The 6,397-nt window shown below is 32.9% G+C and carries 8 protein-coding genes; 1 reads left to right on the forward strand and 7 read right to left on the reverse strand.

The window, feature by feature from the left end; genetic code table 11:
- The 6 genes from AB8B65_RS18545 to AB8B65_RS18570 form a co-directional block, all read right to left on the reverse strand.
- A partial coding sequence (locus tag AB8B65_RS18545) for an ArsR/SmtB family transcription factor (protein WP_405302777.1) occupies positions 1-256 on the reverse strand: 256 nt, incomplete at its 3' end.
- 869 nt (positions 257-1,125) lie between these two features.
- A complete protein-coding gene (locus tag AB8B65_RS18550) occupies positions 1,126-2,310 on the reverse strand; it encodes a THUMP-like domain-containing protein (RefSeq protein ID WP_405302778.1) in 1,185 nt (394 codons plus the stop codon).
- Positions 2,311-2,313: 3 nt separating this feature from the next.
- Positions 2,314-3,414, reverse strand: coding sequence for an AI-2E family transporter (locus AB8B65_RS18555; protein WP_405302779.1), 1,101 nt, complete (start codon positions 3,412-3,414; stop codon positions 2,314-2,316).
- Between the two features lie 36 nt (positions 3,415-3,450).
- A complete protein-coding gene (locus tag AB8B65_RS18560; RefSeq protein WP_405302780.1) occupies positions 3,451-3,966 on the reverse strand; it encodes a TrmH family RNA methyltransferase in 516 nt (171 codons plus the stop codon).
- Positions 3,967-3,970: 4 nt separating this feature from the next.
- Complete coding sequence (locus AB8B65_RS18565) at positions 3,971-4,309, reverse strand: hypothetical protein (protein WP_405302781.1); 339 nt, start codon at positions 4,307-4,309, stop codon at positions 3,971-3,973.
- A 6-nt stretch (positions 4,310-4,315) separates the two neighbouring features.
- A complete protein-coding gene (locus AB8B65_RS18570) occupies positions 4,316-4,957 on the reverse strand; it encodes a DUF4159 domain-containing protein (RefSeq protein ID WP_405302782.1) in 642 nt (213 codons plus the stop codon).
- Between the two features lie 40 nt (positions 4,958-4,997).
- Between AB8B65_RS18570 and AB8B65_RS18575 the strand changes: the two genes are divergently transcribed.
- Entirely contained in the window at positions 4,998-5,741 is a 744-nt protein-coding gene (locus AB8B65_RS18575; RefSeq protein WP_405302783.1) for a DUF1223 domain-containing protein, read from the forward strand.
- Between the two features lie 209 nt (positions 5,742-5,950).
- Here the strand turns inward: AB8B65_RS18575 and AB8B65_RS18580 are convergent.
- Positions 5,951-6,397 (reverse strand): RsmE family RNA methyltransferase (locus AB8B65_RS18580; RefSeq protein ID WP_405302784.1); only part of this gene is annotated, 447 nt, incomplete at its 5' end.

Consider the following 6,397-nt stretch of genomic DNA (forward strand, 5'->3'; position numbering starts at 1 on the left):
GGAGATTGATGCAATAGCAAATATTTTTTCCTGAAATTTCACCTTGAATCAATCCAACTTTTTTTAATTCTGACAAATGTCTAGAAATTGTAGGTTGGGCGAGAGGCAATTCCATCACAATATCATTGCAAATACAAGAAGGGCTTTTTGCCAAATACTGCATAATTGACAAACGCGCAGGATGTCCGAGTGCTTTCAATACGTCCGACATTGTATTTACTGCTTCTGAAAAGCCGATTGTTTTAGTTATTCCCATATTGCAATATTAGAATATGTTTTTGGTTTAAAGAAATAGTTCGTGTTAAATTTTTACAATAGATAAGAAAAAAGAAGATGAGAGATTAAAAATTGTAGATCAACAATTTGTGAAATAAAAAAAGGGAGGCCCTACCATAAACCTCCCTTCATGACGGCTGTATTTGCATACAACCTGGTAAAAATTCGATGTCGAATTTTTATTTGCTGTTTAGTTAAAAACTTTAATGCTGTTTTGGCTTAAAAAACGATGCATAAGCTTTTGAAATCGAGTATTAGTTGTTTAAAGCATGATAGGGTTAAAAAGCTTTTCGCGAGTAAAACTATTGAATATGAGAGACAATCACGTATAATTGCGATATCTTTCTATAAACTCCACATTTTATCGATTAATGTGTTGATATGTAGGAAATATCTACGGTAAAAAAATCATTTTTTTAAATTTATTGCAGTAAGGAATGGACTTTGAAAAGATATAAAAACAAAAAGACCGTATCTTTAGAAGACACGGCTTTAAGTATCGTTATATACTAGTTACCTAAAAAGTATGAGCAAATTTATGAATACAGATTGTCATACTAATTTTGCAATCTTACAAAAATGGTTGATTCGTTGAAAGGTTATTTTTTTTTCGACAAAACACACTAAATGAAAGGAAATACTTGAAAGTGCGTAATTTTTTAATCAGATAACCCTATAAAAGAAGTAAGGGGAACTTTTCCCAAAGTTCCCCAAAGTATAGTGGATTCCCCTAAATCCCTAAAACTGTATTGCATATTCAAATGTAGGAAGAAGTCTTAAGTATGAGATAAGGTCGCGTATTATAAAAGCTACGGTAAAACCGTAAAAGCGATTTTTTTGAAGTTTTTCTTACACTTTTAAGCAGTGTAGAATCGCTTTGTTTTCTGATAATAAGGTAGTTGCGAATAGAAAATCACTTCCACCATCAGCAAGTGTTAATTTTTTGCGAATTGTTGCTACAGAGACAGGAAAATTGCGTGTAGTAATATTTGCTTTGGATAAATTTAGTTCTTTTTTGAAAACCTTCTTATTAAAAGGGATTATTTTTTGAATTTGAAAACGTCTTCCTGGAAAATCAATAAGCGTATCAGATGTGTACAAATGTGAGTGTGGATGCAGTTTTTCGAGCTGAAATGCCTTTGCAATACTCGAAAATCCGCCAGCTTTCATAATAGCAGCATTGGGTTCGTACACATATTTTTTAGGTTCTCCGTAATTTATTGTTAGTTGTTTTTCTTCTGATAGTTGAAAATTAAAAAACATTTGTGCCTTATTCGTAAGATTGATCGTTTTAATCGAAATATTTTCGGTGTTACTTTTTGTATCAATCAACCACAATAATTCTTTGACTTCATTTTGAACAGCTACCACATGAATTTCTTTGACATGTTTTAAAGCGCGCAAACCATTTGTAATATCTAATAGCGGCGAAGTTTTGATTAAAATTGTATTCGCTTTTGTGTATAATAATTCTTGATGTGAAACAACATCAGGCAAACAATCTTCCAATAAAAACACCTTTCCTTTTATATCATTTCTTCGTGAAGGATCAATATAAATACAATCGTACTTTTGTGATGTTTCTTTCAAATATTCAATTCCATCCGTATTGATCGTTTCTATGGTATCAATACCAAGAATGTTGTAATTATATGTTACAATTTCAGAAAGTTGTGACGAAATTTCACAATGTGTTACTTTTTGAAATTGTTTTGAAAATGCGTAACAATCGACACCAAAACCACCTGTTAGGTCAATTAAAGAGTTTCCTTGCAGTAATGTCGCTTTGTAATTTGCGGTTTGTTCTGATGAGGTTTGTTCAATATTGAGCTTGTTAGGAAAATAGATATTTTCTGTAGCAAACCAAGCAGGTAATTTTTTCTCACATCGTATTTTTGCTTGTATTTGCTCAATGATTTCTGCAAATGGAATGCCTGAAACTTCTTTGTGTTTGAGCAATAGTTTTGTGGGATCAGCTTTTAAATGATCATTTATAAATTGTTGAATTTTGGGTTGTAGTAAAGCTAAATTCAAAAGTTACAAGTCTTTAGTAATTGATTGAACAATTTTATTTTCGGAAAGAAACTCTTTTAAAATTACTTTCAATACAGTATACGAAGGAATTGCGACAACCATTCCGATAATTCCGAACAAAATTCCCCAAATAATTATGACTAGGAAAATTTCTAGCGGATGCGATTTTACAGAGTTTGAAAATATTAATGGCTGACTCAAAAAGTTATCGATCAATTGTGCAATGATAAAGAAGACCATCACGCCAATTGTATTTGGTAAAATAACATCACTAAAATTATTAATTAATTCGCCACTTGCGTCAGTTTCTAGTTTGCTAATCATGCATAAAAGCATCATTAATACACCGCTAAACATTGGCCCAACGTAGGGAATTAAATTAAGTAATGCGCATAAAAAGGCAATCACAATAGCGTTATCAATTCTAAAAATTAACAAAGCAATTGTGTAAATTATAAATAGAATTAGAATCTGAAACACAAGTCCTACAAAATACCTAGATAGTAAATCTTTGATTTTTTCAAAAGAACGCGCCCATCTTTTTTCTTTAGTATTCGGAACTAAAATCATCACGCTATCTTGAAGCAATTGGCTGTCTTTCAGTAAAAAAAATGAAATAAAAAGCACAGAAAGAAGTCCCATACTAAAATTTCCTAAGCCGCTTATCAACGAACTAAAAAAGCTTGGAATAAGACTGAAATCAACTTTTGAGAAGATTTTAGAATCTTTAAGTGATTCAGAATCTAACGATAAATACCCCGTAATTTGATCGTATAAACCTTCTACTTTTCCTTGTAGCTCTTCGTTATTGAGTAATGATAGTTTTTCTCCTTGATCTTCTATAAGTGGAATAAATAAAGCGATTAAACCAACCAATAAACTAATCATTAAAAACATGGTAAAAATAACCGCTAAAGTATTTTTAAACTTCAAGCGTTTTTTCAAAAACTGAATGATAGGTCGCCCAATCAAAGTAACAACTGCAGCAATCGCAATATAAATAATGACAACTTGAATTTTAAAGAGAAAATAAAGCACTAAAAGAATACCAATAGTAATTCCTAAAGCTTTTAAAATTCCGTTGGCAATAGTATTTGAAGTCATTTTCGAGAGTTAGACCTTAAAATTAATACAATAAAATTAGTTTGCAAGCATAAGTTGTCGCGTAATCTCGTAGAGCACAATATTGGTTGCTTGTACAACGTTCATACTGCTGTTTTGTCCAAACATGTCAATATGTGTCACAATATCCGATTCGTAGATGGTTTCTGGGTTGACACCAAAATTTTCATCACCAATAACTAAAGCAATTTTTTCAAGTTTCGAGAAATCGAGTGTGTGAATAGATTTGCTGTCTTCGGTAATTTCCAACGAAATAATCGTATACTTTTCTTCTTGTAATTTTGAAATCACAGGATGAATATCTTTTGTAATCTCAAACGGAACTACTTTTTCAGTAGCACGTGAGGTTTTGGTCATTTTTCTGCCAAACACAGGAATGTTATCACCACAAAAAATAATTTTCTCCACACCAAAAGCATCACAAATACGAAACAACGAACCAATATTTGGCGCATTTGATACTTGATCGGACACTAAAGTAATAGGAAATGTCTGCTTCTCGAAGTTTGTCGTATAATGTGTGAGTTGTGACATTTACTTAATCAACCATTAATTTATTAAAATCAGAAACTTTTTTTAACTCGTATTGCCATACAAATAACGGAATTCCGAATGTGACTGCTCCAGCAATAAGACCAATATTCCATAAAATAACTGTTGCAATCATAGCAATAATTACAAAAAATATAATAATTGTGTTATTTACCTCACCATGAAGGCGATTGATGTGTTTTTTGGTATGTTTTCCACAGTGTTTACAGCGTTCATTGAATTCTATCCCAATTTCATCTTTCAAGTCATACCTGTTGTTAGAAGCCACTTTCAAGTAATTAAGTTTGCCACACGAATGTGAAGCACAATAATAACCGAGTTTCATAAATAATTAGTTTTTAAAAGCATAATGCACAATATTAGCGCCCATTTGCAAAGCTTTCAGGCGAACTTCATCAGAGTCGTTGTGGATTTCTTTATTTTCCCAACCATCGCCTAAATCGCTTTCAAACGTAAACAATAATACCAATCTATTTTCATAAAATAATCCCATAGCTTGCGGACGCAAACCATCATGTTCATGAATTTTTGGCAATCCTTTCGGGAAGGAATAGGGTTGCTTAAAAATTGGATGTGTAGCTGGAATTTCTTTTAATTCTTGATTTGGAAAGACTTTTTTCAACTCTTTTCGAATGTATTTATTCATTCCGTAATTATCATCAATATGCAAAAAACCACCAGAAGTTAAGTACTTGCGCAGGTTTTCGGCATCATCTTCTGAAAAGAAAACATTTCCATGTCCTGTCATGTGTACAAACGGATATTGAAACAAATCGGTACTGCCAACTTCAACCGTTTCGGGTTTGGCTTTCATTGCCGTATTTATATTTTGATTGCAAAACTGAATCAAATTTGGCAAAGCAGTCGGATTTGAATACCAATCGCCGCCGCCAGCATATTTTAAAATGGCAATGTCTTGAGATTGTACCAACGAAAAACTCAATAAAAATAAAAATAACGTAAGCTTCTTCATGTAAAAACGTCTTATGTACTGCAAGGTAAACTTTAAGATTATGAAACGAAAATATTTAATAACACTTTCACTTTTTACACTCGTATTTTTAGCTTCTTTCACGAATTTGGTCAATAAAAAACAGAATGCTGTAGTCGTTTTAGAACTATTTACATCACAAGGTTGTTCTAGTTGTCCGAGTGCAGACGCTTTGTTGGAAAAAGTACAGACAGAATTTAAAAACGAAAATATATTTACCTTATCATACCATGTTGATTACTGGAATTATATTGGCTGGAAAGATCCGTTTAGTCAATCAGCATTTACAAAAAAACAACGTTCGTATGCGCGAAAATTTAGAGACAATCAAGTGTACACGCCAGCAGTTATTGTGAATGGAAAAGAGCATTTTGTAGGTTCAAACCAAACTAAAATGTACGCAAAAATAAAAGAATACAAAAAGAAGTCTTCTCAATATACTATTTTGCTTGGCGCGATAGAGAACTCAGCAAAAAACATCAAGTTTAATTACAAAATTGACGGAAACATTGCGGCTACCAAAGCGCGAGTTGTCTTGGCAATACAAGAACGTACAACCGAAGTTAAACGTGGCGAAAATGCCAGAAGAACCTTAAAAAATCATAATATAGTTGTCAACGAGAACTATCTGACGGAAGTCAATAAAAAAGGAAATTACACAATTGATATTCCGAAAATAGTCACTAAAAATGATGCATTGCGTGTGTTTTTAATCTTAGAAAACGATCAGAAAGATATTTTGAGTGCGGGAAAATTGGAATTTTAGGATTGCTTCGCTTCGACAGGCTTAGTGCGAGCGCTTTTGGAAATATACGAACATTGAGCGGAGTCGAAATGTGGATCGCTTCACCTTAGTACTTTAGACGATACGTCATTGCGAATGTAGTAAAGTAATCTGTGACTTCAAATCACAATTCTGCTCTATGACAAACAGACTGCCACGTCGTAAACTCCTCGCAGTGACACATAAAAAAACTACTCCTCATTCAAAAACGCCACCGAATGGCACGCTACAATTGCAGCAGTTTCCGTGCGTAAACGTGTATTACCTAATGTCACAGGAATATACTTATTTTCTAGCGCAAGCGCGATTTCTTTTGTAGAAAAATCGCCTTCAGGACCAATTAAAATCGTCACATCTTTTTGGATTTCGATTACTTCTTTTAAAGATTGTTTCTTGTCTTCTTCGCAATGCGCAATAAACAATTGTTCATCTTTATGAGTACTAATAAAGCTCGAAAATGAAATTGCAGGTTTCAACTTTGGAAAATAAGCGCTCAACGATTGTTTGGTTGCCGATTGCATAATTTTTTTAAAACGTTCAGCCTTTATCACTTTTCGTTCCGATCGATCGCAAATAATTGGCGTAATCGTATCAATTCCGATTTCGGTAGCTTTTTCTAAAAACCATTCATACCGATC

It is taken from the genome of Kordia sp. (assembly GCF_045105435.1).
In the GTDB taxonomy this organism is placed as follows: Bacteria; Bacteroidota; Bacteroidia; order Flavobacteriales; family Flavobacteriaceae; genus Kordia.